Raw genomic sequence first — 19,393 nt, 5'->3', positions numbered from 1 at the left:
TTCCGGGCGGCATTAGCGCGCGTGTGCGCCTCCCCGCAAGGGGCTTGTCACAAAACCGTCATAAAAGGCAGTTCAGGCCGTGGTCTGGCGGGGTTTTCCACTGAATTCGGCGATCAGCTCGGCCAGATCCTGTTCCTCGACCAGCGCAGCCGCCTTGCCGGGGGCAAACCACTTGCGCTCCCTCTGGCCATGTTCGGGCCAGGTCTTTGCAAGCTTGCGGACGCGGAGCGGGAAGACATGCACCTCGCAACGCCGGATCACGCCGTTGCGCAGGACCTTGTCGTAGAAATAGATGCCCGCCTTGTCGTCCTCCGCCTGTCCCTCGATGCCGGCCTCCTCGGCGGCTTCACGCACGGCGGATTCGCTTAGCGTCTCGCCCTTTTCGGGCCAGCCCTTGGGCAGCACCCATCTGCCGGTTCCGCGGCTCGTGATGAGCATGACCTCGATGCCCTTGCCCGACTTGCGCCATGGCAGGGCCGCCGACTGGAGCACGGCCTCGGGGCCACCGAGAATGCGGCGAACATTCTCAAGCATGCGCACACGTGTCTGGTTCGAAATCATGCATCGAAGATAGGCGATTTGTCTGAGGTTTCCAGCGAAGGACGACCTGATCGCCGATTCCGGTGACATTTTGATGACAAACACAATTCAAGGTTTTTGAAATGACGGCAATGCAGCCGTTTCGTCGGCGAAACGGCTCGCCGGCATCGCGAATCAGCCAGCGGCCGGCCGGCCGTTTCAGCCCTTGTGGCCTTCGGAAATCGGCTGCTGGTAGGTGAATCCCATGTCCCAGGGGAAGTAGATCCAGGTGTCCTGGCTCACCTCGGTGACAAAGGTGTCGACCAGCGGCACGCCCTTGGGCTTGGCGTAGACGGTGGCAAAATGGGCGCGCGGCATCATGGCGCGCACGATCGCGGCCGTCTTGCCCGTGTCGGTGAGGTCGTCGACGATGAGCACGCCTTCGCCTTCGTTCTCCATCAGGACCGGCGACACGTCCTTCAGCACCTTGAGTTCACCCTGCTCGGTATAGTCGTGATAGGAGGCGATGGAGACCGTCTCGATGACGCGGATGTTCAATTCCCGCGAGATGATCGCCGCGGGCACGAGACCGCCCCGGGTGATGCAGACGATGGCATGGTATTTCTCGGCCTTGCCCGACAGACGCCAGGCCAGCGCCCGGGCATCGCGGTGGAACTGGTCCCAGGAAACGGGAAAGGCTTTTTCGGGCAGCGACATGCCGGGCCTCGTCATGCTGTGAAACGGTGTTTGACAGGCAGATAGCCCGAAAGCGGGCCGGCGGGCAAGGCGGCAAAACACCTGCCCGGCCGTCGCCGCCAGGGATCAGCCGAGCAGGGCCTTGAGGTGCGCCACGACCGAACGGGCCAGCGCGGATGGCTCGTAGCCGCCTTCCAGCATGGAGAGCAGGCGGCCCTGCGCGTGTGTCTTCGCGATGGCCGAAAGTTCCTCCGTGATCCAGCCGTAATCGGCTTCCGTCAGCCTGAGCCCGGACATGTCGTCCAGCACATGGGCGTCGAAACCGGCCGAGACGAAGACGAATTGCGGCCGGAAATCCTCAAGCGCCGGCAGCCAGTGCTCGCGGATCTGACGGCGGAACTCCGTGCCGTCCGCACCCGCCGAAAGCGGGACGTCGACCAGGTTTTTCGTGTCCGATTCGTGCCCCGTATAGGGATAGAAGGGATGCTGGAACGACGAACAGAACAGCACCCGGTCGTCATCCTTGAAGATGTCCTCGGTGCCGTTGCCGTGGTGGACGTCGAAATCGACGATGGCGACACGCTCCAGCCCGTAGGTCTCCAGCGCATGGGCGGCGGCGACCGCGATGTTGTCGAACAGGCAGAATCCCATGGCCTTGGCATATTCGGCGTGATGGCCCGGCGGGCGGATGGCGCAGAAGACGGGATTGGACACGCCGCGCATGATGAGGTCCACGCCCATGACACCGGCACCAGCGGCCCTCAGCGCCGCCTGCAGCGTGTCCTTCGACATCACCGTGTCGCCATCGATCTCCACCGATCCCTCGCTCGGCGCCATCGCGAACACCCGGTCGACATAGGCCGGATCATGCGCGCGGCCAAGCTGTTCCTTCGTGGCCAGCGGCGCATCGTAGTGGCGCAGCACGAAGTCGAGGCCCGACATGATGATCTGGTTGTTGATGGCGTAAAGCCGGTCGGCATGATCCGGATGGTGCGACCCCGGATCATGCAGCAGGCAGTCGTTGTGCGAAATCATTCCAAGCATTGCCACCCCCTCAATGGCCGGACAGGGAAAACCCTAGAGCCAGCGTTCGACGATCATGATGTCGGCCTCGTCCGGCGACCGGCGCGCGGTGAAGCCGAGCCCTTCCATCAGCTTCAGCATGCCGCGGTTCTCGGCCAGCACCGTGCCTTCCATGATGGACAGGCCGCGCTCGCGCGCCTCGTCCATCAGCGCCTGCATCAGCCGCGTGCCGATGCCCATGCCCTGCACGGCGTCGGAAACGACAATGGCGAATTCGCAGGTCTTCCCGTCCGGATTGACCGCATGGCGCGCCACGCCGACCTGCGTCGGCTTGCCGTCGATGTCGGTGATGGCGATCAGCGCCATTTCCCGCGCGTAGTCGATGTGCGTGAACCGCGCCAGCATGGTCGGTGTCAGGTCGTTGAGCGCGTGCATGAACCGGAACTTGCGTGCCTGGTCGGAAAGGTTGTGAACAAATTCCCGCTCGCTCTCGGCATCTTCGGGGCGGATCGGGCGGATCAGCAGCGCCCGCCCGTCCGGCAGCATGTCCTCGCGCTCCAGATGGCGCGGATAGGGCGCGATGGCGACATGCTCGTAGCGCCCCTGTGTGGCCGGCGGCCGTGAGACCCGGATGCGCGCATCCACCGCGATGACCCCTTCAGGGCCGGCGAACAGCGGGTTGATGTCCAGTTCCTCGATTTCCGGGATCTCGCAGACCATGTCGGAAATCCGCATGAGGACCTGGATCACCGCCTCGCTGTCGGCTGCGGGCGCGTCGCGATAGGCTTCCAGAAGGCGGGACACGCGGGTCCGCCGGATGAGCCTGCGGGCAAGCACCGCGTTGAGCGGCGGCAGCGTGACGGCACTGTCCTCCAGGATTTCCACCATCTTTCCGCCGGCACCGAACACGATGGTCGGACCGAAGACCGGATCGCGGCTGGCGCCTGCGATCAGTTCGCGCCCGTGTGGCATGTCGACCATGGCTTCCACGGTGACGCCCCTGATCTCGGCATCGGGCCGCGCCGCCTTCGCGTTCTCCATGATGGTGCGAACCACCGAATGGAGCGTGCCGGCGCTGTTGACGTTGGTGCGCACGCCGCCGACATCGGATTTGTGGGTGATCTGCGGCGAGTTGATCTTCACGGCGACCGGAAAGCCGACGGTCTGTGCGGCGACAAGTGCCTTGGCGGGCGTGTCGGCCTCGATGGTGGTGTTGACCGGGATGCGGAATGCCCTGAGCACGGCCTTCGATTCCAGGTCCGACAGCATGTCGCGCCCTTCGGCCAGCACCTGCTGGATGATCATCCGCGCGCCTTGCAGGTCGGGTTTCTCCAGGTCTGACATGGGGCTGGCCAGTTCGAGCGACAGCTTGCGGTTCAGTTCGTGGCGCGCCAGGTAGAAGAAACCCTCGATTGCCCGTTCGGGTGTCATGAAGTCCGGTATGCCGTTGGAGGACAGCAGCTTGCGCGCCTCCCTGACGGTTGTCTCGCCCATCCAGCAGGCGAGGATCGGCTTCCGGTTGCGCGGCGGAATGGCGTCGAGCACGGCCTGCGCGGCTTCCACCGGGCCGGTCATGGCCTGCGGCGTCAGCAGCACGAGCACACCGTCGAATGCCTTGTCGGCCAGCGCGGCCTTCACGGCCGCGCCGTAGGCTTCCGGGCCCGCGTCGCCCAGGATGTCGATCGGGTTCGCCTTCGACCAGAAGGGAGACAGGATCTTGTCCAGCGCCTCGACGGTTTCGTGGGACGGGGAGGGCACGTTGATGCGCATGTCGCCGGAACGGTCGGCCGCAAGCACGCCGGCGCCGCCGCCATTGGTGATGATGCCGATGTTGTTGCCCGCCGCCCGCTTGCCGGCAGACAGGATCTCCGCTGCCGCGAATAATTGCCCGTAGGTATGCGCGCGCACCGCGCCGGTGCGCTCCAGCGCCGCGTTGAAGACTGCATCCGAACCGATCAGCGCGCCGGTATGGGTGTGCGCGGCCTTGGACGACTGGTTGTAGCGTCCGGCCTTGAGCACGATGACCGGCTTGATCTGCGCGGCGACGCGTAGCGCCGAGACGAAGGAGCGGGCATGGCGAACGCCCTCCACGTAAAGGAGGATGGCGTCGGTCTTCGGGTCGGTCGCCAGGAAATTGAGGACGTCGCCGAAGTCGATGTCCACGGAATTGCCGAGCGACACCATGGCCGAGAAACCGAGATCCTGGGGCGCGGCCCAGTCGGCGATGGCCGAACACAGTGCCCCCGATTGCGACACCAGCGCCAGGCGTCCTTTCGGCGGCGCCGACTTCAGGAATGTGGCGTTGAGATTGAGCCAGGGCCGGACGATCCCCACGCAGTTGGGACCCACGAAGCGGATGCCGAAGCGCCGCGCGATCTGGCCAAGTTCGGTTTCGCTGGCATGGCCGGCGTCGCCCGTCTCGCCGAAACCGGCCGAGAGGACCACGACATGGCGCACGCCCGCCTCGCCGCATTGGCGGAGGATCTGGGCGACGGTGCGCCCGGGCGTTGCGATGACGGCCAGATCGACGGCGCGTTCCGCCGCGCCGATCGTCGGGAAACACGGCCTGCCCAGAACAGAATCATGCTTCGGATTGATGGCGATCAGGTCTCCGGCATATCCGCCGTCGACGAGGTTCGCGAAGACTTTCGCGCCAACGGAATCGCTCGACTCGGATGCACCGAAGACGGCGACCGATTCCGGGTTGAAGAGAGGGGAGAGTTCTGTCGGTCCCATGACTGGATACTTCGCCGGAGCGGACTCCGGCCTTTCCTTTTTCGGCTGGTTCGTGAACGAATGCCCTTCGGCTCCGCCCGGTTCCCCGCCATTGTCAGCATTTGTCATGACAGCCTGATCTCCCCCCCGGAAAAAATCATGACCAACAGGCAGCGCATGGCGAATTCCGGCGGTTGCAGCACGGCAGGCACCGGAATTCAAGCGAAACGCGTATCAGCGCGACATCAGGGTGATGCAGGGCATCGATTCCAGCACGGTCCTTGTCACGCCGCCGAACAGGCGCTCCGACCAGCGCGAACGCGAATAGGCGCCCATGACGAGCAGGTCGGCCTGGGTGTCGGCAAGCCGGTTCTCGATGATGGCCGATACCGGGATGCCGTCGGAAATCTGGGTCTCGGTCTTCACGTTGGCGCCATGGCGGGCAAGGACGGCCGCGATCTCCGCGCCGGCCAGGACAGGTGTCTGGTCCTCGCGCTTCGGATCAACGGTGAAGACCTCCACCGCATTGGCGCCCATGATGAGCGGCAGGGCGTCGAACGTGGCGCGTGCCGATTCGCGCGTTCCGTTCCAGGCCACCATGACGCGGTCGAAACGGGCCGGGATGCGGGCGGCATAGGGCACGAACAGCACCGGCCGGCCGCTTTCGAAGATCACCCGTTCGATTTCGGCGGAAAGTTTCGAGGAAGCCTTGCCGTCAGGCTGGCCGACAACCACGAGATCCGCGCAGCGCGCGCTGTCGATCACCGCGCCGGATGTCTCCATGCTGCGCGTGGCGGCCGAGCGCCATTCGCACAGCACATCCTCGCGCGCGGCCCGGTCGCGGAACCGCTTGGCCATGGTTTCCATGCGTTCCTCGAACCGCTCGGCCTGTTCCACGGCCTTGTGCATCTGGGCATAATAGGCGGGCGAAGCCACGGCCGCGCGGTCCGGTTCGGCATGAAAGCCGATGAGATGGGCACCGAACTGGCGGGCGACGGGGAATGCCACGTCGAGAACCCGGTCCTCGTCGGTGGGGCTTTGCAGGAATGCCAGGATCGTCTTGTAGCTCATCGGTCTCTCCTTCGCACCGCGACCTCGCCTGTGCGGCGTCTGTCAGGTCCGGCTGTTTGGGGAGACAATGGATGCCGCAGTGCACAATCGCCTTGATGTCGGTCAAGACGGGCGATGATTGCGCACGAAAAAGCCCGCCGTTGTGCACGGCGGGCTGCATCGTGCCAGGCAAGAGCGTCAGCGCGACATGAGCGTGATGGTCGGCATGGACTTCAGCACGGTGCGCGTGACGCCTCCGAACAGCCGCTCGGCCAGCCGCGAGTGGGAATAGGCACCCATGACGAGCATGTCGGCCTGCGTATCCGCCAGCCTGTTCTCGATGATGGCCGATGCCGGAACGCCGTCGGAGATTTGGGTTTCGACGGTGACGTCGACGCCATGGCGGGCGAGCACGGCCGCGATCTCCGCGCCGGCAACGGCGCCGCTCTGGTCGGCATTGGTCGGCGGATCGACGGTGAAGACCTCCACCTTGTCGGCTTCGCGCAGGAAGGGCATGGCGTCGAATGTCGCGCGGGCGGCTTCGCGTGTTCCGTTCCATGCGACGAGGACCCGGCCGATGTTCGAGGGCATACGGGCAGCGTAGGGTACGAAGAGGACGGGCCGGCCGCCTTCGAACAGCAGCGCTTCCACGTCGTCTGCCGGGGCGGCCGCATTGCCCGGTTCAGGCTGGCCGGCGATCACCAGGTCCGCGCAATAGGCCGACGAAAGGGCGGCCACGGCGCTGTCGCCGATGAAGCTCTCCATGTCCCGCCATTCCAGCGAAACGCCGGCCGCGCGGGCCTTTTCCGTCATTCGATCCTTCAGTTCGCGGGCACGCTCCCGGCCTTCCTCGATATTGGTTTCCAGCACGCCGGCATCGGGAAAGCCGATCGGCGTGGCATAGGCCGCGGCGCTCGGTTCCGCATGGACGGCGATGATGTGGCTGTCGTTCTTGCTGCCCACCAGTATGGCCGTGTCGAGCACACGGGCGCCGGTTTCCGCGTCGGGGATGATCGTGACAATGGTCTTGTAGGTCATGGGGGCGGTCCTCTCCCTAGTTCGGACCCGGAGCCTGTCTTGATCGGCTTTCCGGTGTCGCTTCATCAAGGGTAACATGAGGGGCCGCACATCCAAGCGCCTTGATCGGCATCAATAGCCGGGCAGGGGATCGGACCGGGTGCCTACATGTTCGGCGCTCCGGCCTCGATGCGTGCGCGCACCATCGCTTCCACCGCTGCGACCGCCGGCGCGAGCGCGTCCTCGGAGCGTGCCCGCACGACGATATCCGTCCAGAAACGCGTGCCCTCGTATTTCGGATAGGAACCGATCACCGTGCCGGGATGGTCTTTCTGGATGGCGGCCAGCAGGTCGCCGATCGTGCCCTCGCCGAACGGGCAGTGGACCGAGCGCGAGATCAGGCGCGCACCGGTCTTGAGCGTCGGCATCACGTTGTCGAGCATGGCCTGGAAGATCGAGGGAACACCGGCCATCACGTGGACGTTTCCGATGATGAAGCCCGGCGCGACCGAGACCGGGTTGTCGATATGCGCCGCGCCGCGCGGCATGCGCGTCATGCGTTGACGCGCGGGCGTGAACTCCATGCCCCGCTTCTCGTAGTGGGCCGCCAGCAGTTCGAAGGCTTTCGGGTCGTTATCGCAAGGGAGGCCGAAGGCTGCCGCGATGGCGTCGGCGGTGATGTCGTCGTGGGTCGGGCCGATGCCGCCAGAGGTGAAGACGTAGGTGAAACGATGACGCAACGCGTTCACCGCCTCGACAATGGCCGCCTGCTCGTCTGCGACCATACGGATTTCCCTAAGGTCGATGCCCGCGGCCGTCAGCATGTCCGCCAGATGGCCGGCATTGCGGTCCTTGGTCCGTCCCGAAAGGATTTCGTCGCCGATGACCACCATGCCGGCCGTAACGATCTCGCCCATGCGCGTTCACTCCTGTTGTGGCAGAGGAAAATCCGCCATCGCGCGCGCTCGGACAAGTGCTCATTTCGGTGAACGATGCGTCGTCCGCTGTTCATCTTTTCTCGGCTGAAGGAGCCCGTATGTCAGGGGTGTCGCGGATCAGCCGTCCGCATGAACGCTGAAGGAGACTGCAATGACCAGGGTTCTGGTTCTCTATTATTCAAGCTGGGGACACATGGAAGCGATGGCCCGGGCCGCCGCCGAAGGCGCGCGCGAAGCAGGGGCCGACGTCACCGTGAAGCGCGTTCCCGAGCTCGTGCCCGAAGATGTCGCCAAGGCCGCGCACTACAAGCTCGACCAGGAAGCCCCTGTCGCGGACCCGATGGAACTCGCCGACTATGACGCCATCATCTTCGGTGTCTCGACACGCTATGGCATGATGGCGGCGCAATTGAAGAATTTCCTCGACCAGACGGGTCCGCTCTGGGCCAAGGGTGCGCTGATCGACAAGGTCGCCTCGGTGATGTCATCCACAGCCACCCAGCATGGCGGCGCCGAACTGGCGATACTCACGACCCAGGCCGCACTTCAGCACCACGGCATGATCATCGTTCCGCTGTCCTATGCCTATGACGGTCAGACCGGCAATGACGTCGTGCGGGGCGGTTCGCCCTACGGCATGACGACGACCAGCAACAGCGACGGCTCGCGCATGCCGAGCCAGCAGGAACTGGAAGGCGCGGCATTCCAGGGCCGCCGCGTCGCGACCATCGCCGCAAGACTGAAGGGCTGATAGCCGGACCCGTCCGTCCACAGCCGGAGGCCGGGGCGCGCAGCCCCGGCCTTTTTGCTGCGCCATGCCATTGCAGCAGGCGCGATCATGGGCCACATTCCCCGCACAGGCCATTCACCAAAGGGGAATTCCGGCTCCCATGGGCTCGCCCGTTCTTCTCTCGATCTTCCTCGGTCTTTTCGCCGTGGCATTGCATGTCTGGTGGTATGCCAGAAAGACCAGCGGCATCGCCCGGTTCGCAGAGACCATGGTTCCGCCAACCGGCAAGTTCGTCACCGTCAACGGCCGGAAATTCCACGTGGAAGACAGGGGCAAGGGCCGGCCGGTCGTCTTCATCCACGGGCTGGGCGGGAACCTGCATCATTTCGACATTCCGCTCTGGCCGTCCATGGGGCAGGGCTACCGCCTGATCGCCATCGACCGGCGCGGATCGGGCTATTCCGCGCAGGACTGGGGCGATGACGGCACCCTGACCACGCATGCGCGCGACATCGCCGCAATTCTCGACGAACTTGGCGTGGAGAACGCGCTCTATGTGGGGCATTCGCTGGGTGGCGCCGTTGCCCTGGCGGCTGCCCTGACGACCCCGGAAAAGGTGGCCGGCCTTGCACTGATCGCGCCGCTCACCAGTTTCGTCCCCGAGGTCGCGCCGGAATTCCGTCCCCTCCATATCCGCTCGCCGCGCCTGCGGAAGTTCCTTGTCCACACCTATGCCATTCCGGCAGCGGTCAAGGCGACGGAGGCGACGCTGGAATTCGTCTTCGGTCCGCAAAGGCCGCCGGAGGACTACGCCGTTGGCGGCGCCGCCTTGACAGGTGTTCGCCCGTCGCACTTCTACGCCACCTCGACGGATCTCGTCAGTGTCGAACGCGATATGCCCGCGATCGAGGCCCGGGTGGGCGAGATCACGATGCCGGCGGCTGTGCTGTTCGGCACCGCTGATCGCGTCCTCGATTTCCGCCGCCACGGATTGTCCATGGAAAAACGCCTGCCGGGATGCGAGGTGCGCCTCCTCGATGGCGTCGGCCACATGGTGCAATACGCGGCGCCCGAGGCAACCGCCAATTTCGTCAAGTCGATGGCTGCGCGCGCCCTTCCGGCTTGATCGGATCGCCGGTCCGGGCTACCGGACGGATCGTGCCCCCTTGGCGGAACTGGTAGACGCAAGGGACTTAAAATCCCTCGGCCTTCGGCCGTGCCGGTTCGAGCCCGGCAGGGGGCACCATTTCAGATTTTCCTGATTGTTTTTCCTGTGCTTTCCCGCCCGCCTGCGGCCGGTTTCCGAATCGCTCGTCGCCGTTGCGCGCAGCAGGGCTTGATGCCGGCTTGCCGCGAAAGCGCAATACCGGACTGGCTCCGGCCCAACCATCGGCAACACTTCAGCAAGCGCTGGTTCGTGCGCCGCCGGGAGTGTTGCCGGGATGGATCGGGATCAATCATGAATTGCAATCCGGGGATTGATTCGGAACGGCAAGGTCAAAAAAAAGTGTTGCATCACTGCAAAACGCGAGTGCGCGAAGTTTTTTTGTATCGCGAGTTGAACACTTGCAAAATCTTGCAGCCTCGGGTCAGGGCGCTTCATCTGGCCGCTTTGCCATGCCCGGATTGACCGGAAAACCCGGCGGCAGGTCGAAAACAAATCAATATACCAAAAGCAAAAATACGAAATATACTTATCAAAAAAGTCGTTATCCATACGACATAAGTGTGGACAAGTATAATAACAATTGAAATATGCCATGTTTTCGCAATGCAATATCGATGCCACGCGAATTTCCGGTGCCGGAATATAGTGTTGGTATGGACCTTTGTGCTCTCACATGCTTCGATCAGGGCAGCACCAATTCATGCCGTGATCATGATGTTTCGTGGTCCGGCTCTCAGTGTGCGTCATGCGGCCGCGCTCTCGGCCGCCAAACAATGGGAACAGAAGGAGGAACCATGTCAAAGGGATCCGATCAGCAGCTCATCGAACGCATCGCGCAGGAAGCGCGGCTTGGCCGCGTATCGCGGCGCGAATTCATGTCGTGGACGATGGCCGCCGGCCTGACGGCGTCCACGGCCAGCGGCCTGTGGACGACAAACGCTCATGCCCAGGCACCCAAGCGCGGCGGGACGTTCCGCTGGGGCATTCATGACGGCAACACGTCCGATACCCATGATCCGGGAACATATGTCACGCGCCAGATGATTTTCCTAGCCCACCAGTACCGCAGCTACCTGACGATGATCAATCCGGACAACACGCTCGGTCCGGACCTGGCCACCGAGTGGACGGCGACCCCCGACGCGGCCGAATGGACCTTCAAGCTCAACGAGAACGCGACCTTCGGCAAGAGCGGCAACAAGGTCACCGCGAAGGACGTGGTCGCCTCCATCAACCACCATCGCGGCGACAAGACCACGTCGGCAGCCAAGGCGCTCCTGACCGATGTCACCGACGTCAGGGCCGATGGCGATCATGCGGTCGTGGTCACGCTTGCCCGCGGCATCGCCGACCTGCCGTGGCTGATGACCGACTACCACCTCGCCATCTGCCCGGCCAACGATGACGGCACGATCGACTGGCAGGGCGGCGACGGCTGCGGTCCCTACAAGATCGACAACGGCGAATTCGGGGTCAGCTGGTCGCTCAGCCGCAATGAGGGCTGGCATGGCGAGGGCGCCTATTTCGACAAGGTCGAGATGATCATCCTCAACGATCCGAATGCACGCCAGACCGCGCTCGTCACGGGCGATGTGGACTGCGTCTCGCTGGTCGAACTGAAGACGCTCGCCCTGCTGGAGCGCAATCCCAACATCATGGTCGACAATGTGCCCTCCGGCGCCGCGATCACCATGCCGATGTTCTGCGACACCGCGCCCTTCGACAATGTCGACGTCCGCAACGCGCTGAAACTGGCCATGAACCGCGACGAGATCGTCGAGAAGATCGCGTTCGGTGCTGCCACGAAAGGCAACGACTTCCACCTTTCGCCGGTCCAGCCCTACTGGCCCGAGGACATCCCGCAGCGCGAATACGATCCGGACCAGGCCAGGTCGCTGCTCAAGAAGGCCGGTGCGGAGAACCTGTCCGTCAGCCTTTCCACGGCCGACAGCGTCTTCTCCGGAGCCGTCGACATGTGCGTCCTCTATGCCGAGCAGGCCAAGCAGGCCGGCATCAACATCAAGGTCGTGCGCGAGCCCAATGACGGATACTATTCCGACGTCTGGCTCAAGAAGCCGTTCACGGCGGTCTCGTGGGGTGCGCGTCCGACGCCGGACGTCATGTTCACGCTGGCCTACAGCAAGGGCGCTGCCTGGAACGAGAGCCACTGGGAGAACGAGCGGTTCAACGAGCTGCTTCTCATGGCCAAGTCGGAACTCGACGATGCCAAGCGCGCCGAGATGTATCACGAGATGTGCATGCTGATGCGGGACGATGGCGGAACGATCATCCCGTTCTTCAACAACTTCGTGTTCGCACGCAGCTCCAATGTCCAGCACAATGGCCAACTGGCGGCAAGCTGGGCCTGCGACGGCGGTCGCGCGCCGAGCCGCTGGTGGTTCAGCTGACGAAAGGACGGGCAGGGGCTTCCGGCCCCTGCCTTGCAGGGCATGGGTTCGCGGCCGCGCCAACGGCCGTGGACCCTCATGTCGGCCACCGCTCCGGCCGATCGATCCGGGGCTTGCCGCGGGACCGGCAAAGGCGCACCCTGATCCGGGGTTTGCCCGGCAGTTCCCGCGCCCTTGCATTCCGGAAACACGCCGGCAAGCGCTAGGCAACAAGAAGATGGGGCGCTTTCCGGCCAGCGGCCGCGCAAAGACGCCCGGAAGAGAAGGGACACTCGGTCATGGGGGACATCGTCTCACTCGTAGGCAAACGGCTGGGCCTCGGCCTGTTGACGCTGTTTGTCGTTTCAATCCTGATTTTCTTCGCCGTCGAGCTTCTGCCCGGCGATATTGCGGAGGCGGTTCTCGGTCAGAGCGCAACGCCCGAAACGGTGGCGGCGCTGCGCGAACAGATGGGCCTGAACCAGCCCGCGCCGATACGTTACCTGGACTGGCTCGGGGGTGCCTTGACCGGTGATTTCGGCACGTCGCTGGTTTCCGGCGAGCGCGTGAGCGCGGCCATCGGACCGCGTTTCATGAACACGCTCTTCCTGGCGAGTTACGCCGCCGTCATCGCGGTGCCTTTCGCCATCATCCTCGGCATCATCGTCGCGCTGTGGCGCAACACGGCGTTCGACCGTGTCGCCAACGTGCTGACCCTGACGTCGATCTCGTCGCCGGAATTCTTCCTCGGCTACATTCTCATCCTCTATCTCGCTGTGAAGACCAACGCCTTTCCGGCCATTGCCAGCCTGCGACCGGGCATGGATTTCTTCGAGATCCTGCATCGCACCTTCCTGCCCGCGCTCACGCTGGTGCTGGTGGTGACCGCCCACATGATGCGCATGACGCGCGCGGCCATCATCAACCTCCTGTCCTCGCCCTACATCGAGATGGCGCGGCTGAAGGGGGCGCCGGCCTGGAAGGTCATCACCCATCACGCCCTGCCCAATGCCTGGGCGCCGATCATCAACGTCGTCGCCCTGAACCTGGCCTACCTGATCACCGGCGTCGTCCTCGTCGAGGTCGTCTTCGTCTATCCCGGCATCGGCCAGCTTCTCGTCGATGCGGTTTCCAAGCGCGATTTCCCGGTCGTCCAGGCCTGCTGCCTGATCTTCGCGGCGACCTTCATCCTGTTGAACCTGCTGGCCGATGTCGGGGCGATCCTGACCAATCCGCGCCTCAGGCATCCGAAGTAAGGGAGGGCAGCCATGAGCACGTTTGTCATCGGCTATTACAGCCTTCTCATCGCCGCTTCCTGCCTCGCCGCCTATTACAAGCGGCGTGAGCCCTTCCTCATCATTTTCGGCCTGACCCTCATCTCCATCGTGGTGGGAATCGTCGGCGGCATCGGCGCCCTGCGCGCCATCACGATGGCTGTCGGATTGCTGGCCCTGGCCGCGGGCATGTCCTACGCCTTCAAGGAGTTCCTGGTCATCCTGGCTCCGGAACGCATCGCCAAGGAATTGCGGACCGCGCCGCTGACGGCAAGCTTCGGCATGTTCGTCATCTTCATCTACGCCATCGCCGGCATCTTCGCGCCGGTGATCGCGCCGCATGGCGAGGCGGAGGTCATCGCCTCTTCCTTCGCGCCAGCCGATGCCAACATGCTGCTCGGTGCCGACCAGCTCGGCCGCGACATGTTCAGCCGCATCATCTACGGCGCGCGCAACTCCGTCGGCCTGGCGCTGCTGGCAACGGGTCTTGCCTTCGTCATGGGCGCTCTTGCCGGTCTGCTGGCCGCCACGCGCGGCGGCTGGTTCGATCAGGTCATGGGCCGCACCGCCGACGTGGTCATGTCGGTGCCCTCGCTCATCTTCGCCCTGCTGATGCTGTCGATCTTCGGCACCAACCTGGCCGTCATCGTCATCGTGGTGGGCATCATCTATTCGCCGCGCGTCTTCCGTCTGACGCGGGCCGTCGCGGGCAATGTCGTGGTCATGGACTATATCGAGGCCGCCAAGCTGCGCGGCGAGGGCAACTGGTATCTCATCCGCAAGGAGATCCTGCCCAATTCGACCGCGCCGCTCATCGCCGAGTTCGGCCTGGAATTCTGCTTCGTCTTCCTGCTGATCGCCGGACTGTCCTTCCTCGGCCTCGGCATCCAGCCGCCCACGGCCGACTGGGGCTCCATGGTCCGCGAGAACGCGACGCTGATCTCGTTCGGCGAACTGACGCCGCTCATCCCGGCCGCGGCCATCGCGCTGCTCACCGTCGCGGTGAACTTCGTGGTTGACTGGATGCTCTACCGCTCCTCCGGCTTGAAGGAATGATCCCATGGCAAAAGACAAGAAAAAAGACGTCCTGCTGAAGATCCAGGACCTTCGCATCGAGGCCTATGCCGACGAGAAATGGTTCGAGATCGTCCACGGCGTCGACCTGACGCTGCATCGTGGCGAAGTGCTCGGCCTGATCGGCGAATCGGGTGCCGGCAAGTCCACCATCGGGCTGGCCGCCATGGGCTTCGCCCGTGACGGCTGCCGCATATCCGGCGGGTCCATCGAGTTCGACGGCATGGAACTGACCACCACGCCGAAATCGGCGCTAAGGGCCCTGCGCGGTTCGCGCATCGCCTACGTGGCGCAGTCGGCGGCGGCATCCTTCAATCCTGCCCACAAGATCATCGACCAGCACACCGAAGCCCCGCTGCACTATCGCATCCAGAAGCGCGTCGAGGCGCAAGAGGACGCGATGGAGCTTTACGAGCGCCTGCGCCTTCCCAACCCGCAGGAGATCGGTTTCCGCTATCCCCACCAGGTCTCGGGTGGTCAGCTTCAGCGCGCCATGACCGCCATGGCCATGGCCTGCAGACCCGATCTCATCATCTTCGACGAGCCGACGACCGCGCTCGACGTGACAACCCAGATCGAGGTGCTTGCCGCCATTCGCGACATCGTCGACCAGTTCAACACGGCCGCCATCTACATCACCCATGACCTGGCGGTCGTCGCCCAGATGGCGGATACCATCAAGGTGCTGCTGAAGGGCAAGGAGGTGGAGGAGGCGCCCACCGCCGAGATGCTGGAGAACCCGCAGGAAGACTACACAAAAAGCCTGTGGGCTGTGCGCAGCTTCAAGCGGGACCAGAAGCCGCGGCCCACCGACCCGAACGTCAAGCCTGTCATATCGGTGCAGCACGTGGACGCGGCATATGGCGACACCAAGGTTCTCGATGACGTGTCCTTCGATGTCTATGAAGGCATGACGGTCGCCGTTGTCGGCGAATCCGGCTCCGGCAAGTCCACCACTGCGCGCTGCATCACCGGCCTCCTGCCGCCGCTCAAGGGCGAAATCCTGTTCCGGGGCGAAAAACTGCCGCCAAGCTACAAGGACCGCACAAAGGACCAGTTGCGGCAATGCCAGATGATCTACCAGATGGCGGACACGGCGCTCAATCCCAAGGTCCGTATCTCCGAGATCATCGGCCGTCCGGCGCAGTTCTACATGGGCCTGCAGGGCATCGACCTGAAGAACCGCGTGGACGAACTGCTCGATCTCATCGAACTGGAACCGTCCAAGTATTACAACCGCTATCCGACCGAGCTTTCAGGTGGTCAGAAACAGCGTATCGGCATTGCCCGGGCGCTGGCCGCGGAGCCCTCCTTCATCATCTGCGACGAGGTGACGAGTGCGCTCGACCAGCTTGTGGCCGAAGGAATCCTCAAGCTGCTCGACCGGCTGCAGAAGGATCTGAACCTGTCCTACATGTTCATCACGCATGACCTGGCAACGGTGCGCTCGATCGCCGACGAGGTCGTCGTCATGCAGCATGGCAAGGTGGTCGAACAGGGCCCCAAGGACGAGATGTTCACGCCGCCGCACCATCCCTATACCGACCTGTTGCTGTCGTCGGTGCCTGAAATGGATCCGAACTGGCTTTCGACCCTGCTCGAGGAGCGCGGCGTCGACAATATCGGGGAAGCGGCGAATACCTGAGACGGCATGAAACGGCGGGCCGGGCAAGGCCCGCCGTTTCACGCGGTTATCCCGTCATCGACATGCCGGTCAGCACCATCGTGGCGATGATCGCCACGTAAATACCGGCCAGGGCATGCCAAGTCGCTGCGCGCGTGCTGATTTCGCGGATCCACTGGTCCCTGGTCATGTCTGCACCTGTTCGGCTCAAGGAATTTCGCGCCCGGAAGCAAATGCATCCGGACGCTCGAAGTTCCCCCAATATAGTCATCCGATTGTGCAGTGCGATACCAAATGCGTCGTCGCCTGTTCAATTCGTGCCATTCCGCGACATTTTTCGTTTTTCCGGGGCCGGCGGCGCTCATGCATTGCGGCCGGTTCCGATGCGGGAGCGGGGAAATATCGCCTGCAGGGCGCGCCGGTATCCGCTGGGTCTTGTTAGTTACAAAATTGACTGTCACATACGTAACCAACGAGACGGTGGCCCAAGCCGCCGCGAAAAGACCGTTGAGAAAGAGGGATGAAACGATGGCAAAGGCCTTTGCGTCGCAGGGCGACCTGTCCGAAAAGAAGATCAGTTTTACCGAGGTTGGCAAGGGGCTGTGGGCTTTCACGGCCGAGGGCGACCCGAATTCCGGTGTCATCATCGGCGATGACAGCGTGATGATCGTGGAGGCGCAGGCCACGCCGCGCTTGGCCAACAAGGTGATCGAGAAGGTGCGTGAAGTCACCGACAAGCCGATCACGCATGTCGTGCTGACCCATTATCATGCGGTGCGCGTGCTGGGCGCCTCGGCCTTCGGGGCGCAGCAGGTCATCATGTCGGACACGGCCCGGGCCATGGTGGTCGAGCGCGGCCAGGAGGACTGGGACAGCGAGTTCCAGCGTTTCCCGCGCCTCTTCGAAGGCCATGAATCGATTCCCGGCCTGACCTGGCCGACCACGACCTTCTCCGATTCCATGACCGTCTACCTGGGCAACCGCCGCGTCGACATCATGCATCTGGGCCGTGCCCATACCGCCGGCGATGCGGTGATCCATGTGCCCGACGAAAACGTCATGTTCACCGGCGACATCGTCGAATATCATTCGGCCTGCTATTGCGGCGACGGCCATTTCAACGACTGGGGCTTCACGCTGGACGCCATCAAGTCCTTCGACGTGGACGCCATCGCGCCGGGCCGCGGCGACGCGCTGGTCGGCAAGGCGATGGTCGAGACCGCCATCGAGAACACGCGCGACTTCGTGGAAAGCACCTACCGGCCGGCTGTTCGCGTTGCCGCGCGCGGCGGGACGCTGAAGGATGCGTGGGATGCCGTGCGCGCGGAATGCGATCCCAAGTTCGCCGACTATGCCATCTACGAACACTGCCTGCCTTTCAATGTCGCGCGTGCCTATGACGAGGCCCGCGGCATCGACACACCGCGCATCTGGACCGCCGAGCGCGACATTCAGATGTGGGAGCAGTTGCAGGGCTGATTGCTGGCGGCCGGTACCGGAACGGGGCCCATGAGCCTCTGCGTGCCGGCCGGCCATTGATTCTGTCCGGGAGGAAGAGATGAGCAGGATATTCGAGACGCCGCTGTATCCTTACAAACGGTGCGCTGACCAGGATGCCGCCAAGCCGGTGCGTCATCCGGTCGTTGTCGTGGGAGCGGGGCCCATCGGCCTTGCCGCTGCCATCGACCTGGCGCAGCACAATGTGCCGGTCGTGGTGCTGGACGAGAACGACAAGGTCTCCTGGGGTTCGCGCGCAATCTGCTTCGCCAAGCGGCCGCTGGAAATCCTCGACCGGCTCGGTTGCGGCGATCCCATGGTGGACAAGGGCGTGACCTGGAACACGGGCAAGGTTTTCTTCGACGACCGCCAGGTCTACGCCTTTGACCTGCTGCCGGAGGACGGCCACAAGCGCCCGGCCTTCATCAACCTGCAGCAATATCATTTCGAGAAATACATGGTGGACCGGGTCTTCGCCCTCCAGGCGGAAGGCAAGCCGGTGGAAATCCGCGGCGGCTCGCGGGTCACATCCGTCAAGGCGCTGGACGACGGCGTCCGCCTCACGGTGGAGACGCCCGACGGTCCCTACACGCTGGAGGCCGGCTGGCTGATCGCCTGCGACGGGGCCGGCTCGCCGATCCGCGCCATGATGGGCCTCGACTTCGTCGGCCGCGTCTTCGAGGACAATTTCCTCATCGCCGACGTCATCATGGAAGCCGACTTCCCGACCGAACGCTGGTTCTGGTTCGATCCGCCCTTCAACCGCGGCCAGTCCGCGCTTCTCCACAAGCAGCCGGACGGGGTCTGGCGCATCGATCTCCAGCTTGGCTGGGATATCGACAAGGAGAAGGAAAAGAAGCCGGAGAACGTCATACCCCGGCTGAAGGCGATGCTCGGCGAGGACGCGAAGTTCGAGCTGGAATGGGTCTCGATCTACACCTTCCAGTGCCGCCGGATGGAGAAGTTCCGCCATGGCCACGTGATCTTCGCCGGTGACGCGGCGCACCAGGTCTCGCCTTTCGGTGCGCGCGGCGCAAATTCCGGCCTCCAGGACACCGACAACCTGGTCTGGAAGCTGAAACTCGTCATGGACGGCATGGCGCCCGACAGCCTGCTCGACAGCTATGATGTCGAACGCATTCACGGCGCCGACGAAAACATCCTGAACTCGTCGCGCTCGACGGACTTCATCACGCCGAAATCGGAAATCAGCACGATCTTCCGCAATGCCGTGCTCGACCTGTCGGAACGCTTTGACTTCGCCCGTCCGCTGGTCAATTCCGGCCGCCTTTCCGTGCCCTGCACCTATGACGGCTCGCCGCTCAACGGGCCGGATTGCGACGCCATGCCGAGGCGAACGCGGCCCGGATCGCCGGCGCCCGACGCGCCGTTGCCGGACGGCTCCTGGCTGATCGACCGGCTGGGCGGCGCTTTCCAGATCGTCACCATTGACGCAGATGCGCCGGATTCGTTGTGCGACAGCGGCATCTGCGCGACCCGTCTTGCCCTTTCGGCCAGCGACAACCCCGCATTGCGCGAGCGTTATCTGGGCGAGGCGAAGTCCGCCGTCTACCTGATGCGGCCCGACCAGCACGTCGCAGCGCGCTGGGAAGGCTATGACGAAAGTGCCGTGCGCGCCGCCATCAACAGGGCCGTCGGGCGGATCTGAGGAGACAAGAGC

16 protein-coding genes and 1 tRNA gene are annotated in these 19,393 nt (G+C 63.9%); 9 read left to right on the top strand and 8 right to left on the bottom strand.

Going from position 1 to position 19,393, the window contains the following annotated elements; genetic code table 11:
* Positions 1 to 72: 72 nt before the first annotated feature.
* The 7 genes from ACLB6G_RS05970 to ACLB6G_RS05940 all read right to left on the bottom strand — a co-directional run bounded on the left by ACLB6G_RS05970 (position 73) and on the right by ACLB6G_RS05940 (position 7,937).
* Positions 73 to 534 (bottom strand): NUDIX hydrolase, encoded by a 462-nt coding sequence (locus ACLB6G_RS05970; RefSeq protein ID WP_410355233.1) that lies wholly within the window; start codon positions 532 to 534, stop codon positions 73 to 75.
* Between the two features lie 204 nt (positions 535 to 738).
* Positions 739 to 1,236, bottom strand: coding sequence for a xanthine phosphoribosyltransferase (gpt, locus tag ACLB6G_RS05965; protein WP_410355232.1), 498 nt, complete (start codon positions 1,234 to 1,236; stop codon positions 739 to 741).
* 105 nt (positions 1,237 to 1,341) lie between these two features.
* Positions 1,342 to 2,259, bottom strand: coding sequence for a histone deacetylase family protein (locus ACLB6G_RS05960; RefSeq protein WP_410355231.1), 918 nt, complete (start codon positions 2,257 to 2,259; stop codon positions 1,342 to 1,344).
* 33 nt (positions 2,260 to 2,292) lie between these two features.
* Positions 2,293 to 4,974, bottom strand: coding sequence for a bifunctional acetate--CoA ligase family protein/GNAT family N-acetyltransferase (locus ACLB6G_RS05955; protein WP_410355230.1), 2,682 nt, complete (start codon positions 4,972 to 4,974; stop codon positions 2,293 to 2,295).
* Positions 4,975 to 5,187: 213 nt separating this feature from the next.
* The gene (locus ACLB6G_RS05950) at positions 5,188 to 6,024 is read right to left on the bottom strand and encodes a universal stress protein (protein ID WP_410355229.1); all 837 of its coding nucleotides are present in this window, start codon (positions 6,022 to 6,024) and stop codon (positions 5,188 to 5,190) included.
* Positions 6,025 to 6,201: 177 nt separating this feature from the next.
* Positions 6,202 to 7,041 carry a universal stress protein gene (locus tag ACLB6G_RS05945; RefSeq protein WP_410355228.1) on the bottom strand — a complete coding sequence of 280 codons (840 nt, stop codon included), beginning with the start codon at positions 7,039 to 7,041 and terminating at the stop codon, positions 6,202 to 6,204.
* Between the two features lie 143 nt (positions 7,042 to 7,184).
* Entirely contained in the window at positions 7,185 to 7,937 is a 753-nt protein-coding gene (locus ACLB6G_RS05940) for a competence/damage-inducible protein A (protein ID WP_410355227.1), read from the bottom strand.
* 172 nt (positions 7,938 to 8,109) lie between these two features.
* On the opposite strand from ACLB6G_RS05940, the gene wrbA reads away from it, so the two are divergent.
* From wrbA to ACLB6G_RS05905, 7 genes are all read left to right on the top strand, one after another.
* On the top strand, positions 8,110 to 8,709 hold the full coding sequence (gene wrbA / locus ACLB6G_RS05935; protein WP_410355226.1) for an NAD(P)H:quinone oxidoreductase type IV: 600 nt from the start codon (positions 8,110 to 8,112) through the stop codon (positions 8,707 to 8,709).
* Between the two features lie 139 nt (positions 8,710 to 8,848).
* Positions 8,849 to 9,814, top strand: a complete 966-nt coding sequence (locus ACLB6G_RS05930; RefSeq protein WP_410355225.1) for an alpha/beta fold hydrolase — start codon at positions 8,849 to 8,851, stop codon at positions 9,812 to 9,814.
* A 34-nt stretch (positions 9,815 to 9,848) separates the two neighbouring features.
* Positions 9,849 to 9,934: transfer RNA gene (locus ACLB6G_RS05925), tRNA-Leu, on the top strand.
* Positions 9,935 to 10,650: 716 nt separating this feature from the next.
* A complete protein-coding gene (locus ACLB6G_RS05920) occupies positions 10,651 to 12,264 on the top strand; it encodes an ABC transporter substrate-binding protein (RefSeq protein WP_410355224.1) in 1,614 nt (537 codons plus the stop codon).
* A 278-nt stretch (positions 12,265 to 12,542) separates the two neighbouring features.
* The gene (locus ACLB6G_RS05915) at positions 12,543 to 13,499 is read left to right on the top strand and encodes an ABC transporter permease (protein WP_410355223.1); all 957 of its coding nucleotides are present in this window, start codon (positions 12,543 to 12,545) and stop codon (positions 13,497 to 13,499) included.
* A 12-nt stretch (positions 13,500 to 13,511) separates the two neighbouring features.
* Positions 13,512 to 14,573 carry an ABC transporter permease gene (locus tag ACLB6G_RS05910; RefSeq protein WP_410355222.1) on the top strand — a complete coding sequence of 354 codons (1,062 nt, stop codon included), beginning with the start codon at positions 13,512 to 13,514 and terminating at the stop codon, positions 14,571 to 14,573.
* 4 nt (positions 14,574 to 14,577) lie between these two features.
* Positions 14,578 to 16,236, top strand: a complete 1,659-nt coding sequence (locus ACLB6G_RS05905; RefSeq protein WP_410355221.1) for an ABC transporter ATP-binding protein — start codon at positions 14,578 to 14,580, stop codon at positions 16,234 to 16,236.
* A gap of 46 nt (positions 16,237 to 16,282) precedes the next feature.
* Here the strand turns inward: ACLB6G_RS05905 and ACLB6G_RS05900 are convergent, their stop codons facing one another.
* The gene (locus ACLB6G_RS05900; protein WP_410355220.1) at positions 16,283 to 16,405 is read right to left on the bottom strand and encodes a hypothetical protein; all 123 of its coding nucleotides are present in this window, start codon (positions 16,403 to 16,405) and stop codon (positions 16,283 to 16,285) included.
* A 338-nt stretch (positions 16,406 to 16,743) separates the two neighbouring features.
* On the opposite strand from ACLB6G_RS05900, the gene ACLB6G_RS05895 reads away from it, so the two are divergent.
* Positions 16,744 to 17,694 carry an MBL fold metallo-hydrolase gene (locus ACLB6G_RS05895; protein ID WP_410355219.1) on the top strand — a complete coding sequence of 317 codons (951 nt, stop codon included), beginning with the start codon at positions 16,744 to 16,746 and terminating at the stop codon, positions 17,692 to 17,694.
* Between the two features lie 79 nt (positions 17,695 to 17,773).
* The gene (locus tag ACLB6G_RS05890) at positions 17,774 to 19,381 is read left to right on the top strand and encodes an FAD-dependent oxidoreductase (RefSeq protein WP_410355218.1); all 1,608 of its coding nucleotides are present in this window, start codon (positions 17,774 to 17,776) and stop codon (positions 19,379 to 19,381) included.
* Positions 19,382 to 19,393 lie beyond the last annotated feature (12 nt).

Source organism: Zhengella sedimenti, from assembly GCF_046506625.1.
GTDB classification, from domain to species: Bacteria; Pseudomonadota; Alphaproteobacteria; order Rhizobiales; family Rhizobiaceae; genus Zhengella; species Zhengella sedimenti.
This window is presented reverse-complemented; position numbering and strand designations above follow the sequence as displayed.